Consider the following 460-nt stretch of genomic DNA (forward strand, 5'->3'; position numbering starts at 1 on the left):
GGTACCAGATGCCGACCTCGGCCAGCAGGCGCTCGATGAACGCCAGGTCACTTTCGCCGTACTGCATGACCTGCTCGCGGCGGGGGTATTCACGCACCAGCTGGAACAGGAAGTGCTGGCCGAGAAAGTCGTGGCGGCTGCGCAGGATGTGCTCGACGATCTCCGGGACCGACTGCTGCTGGTACAGGCGGTACTGGCGGCCGTGTGCGAGTAGCGCCAGGCGCGGTTGCAGGGTGATTTCATAGCGAGCTTCGTCGCGGGAGCTGGACAGGCGCTGGAAGTTGTTGACCATGCCGTAGAGGCTTCGCAACGGCTTGTACTCGGGCGCTGGAAAGCCTGGGTAAGGTGGCTTTGGCGGCGAGGGGTACAGGCTGAAACAGGCGTCCTTGTTGAGCATCTGCTCGGCGCTGAGGTCCTGCTCGGTGCAGGTAAATTCGATGCGGTAGCTGAAGGGCTGGCT

General features: G+C 63.0%; 1 protein-coding gene. It reads right to left on the reverse strand.

Translation table 11 applies throughout. From position 1 onward, the window contains the following. A partial coding sequence (locus ACM6I6_RS26200; RefSeq protein WP_414920909.1) for a contractile injection system protein, VgrG/Pvc8 family occupies positions 1-460 on the reverse strand: 460 nt, incomplete at both ends.

Source organism: Pseudomonas sp. IT-P218 (assembly GCF_949767605.1).
Classification (GTDB): Bacteria; Pseudomonadota; Gammaproteobacteria; order Pseudomonadales; family Pseudomonadaceae; genus Aquipseudomonas; species Aquipseudomonas putida_AE.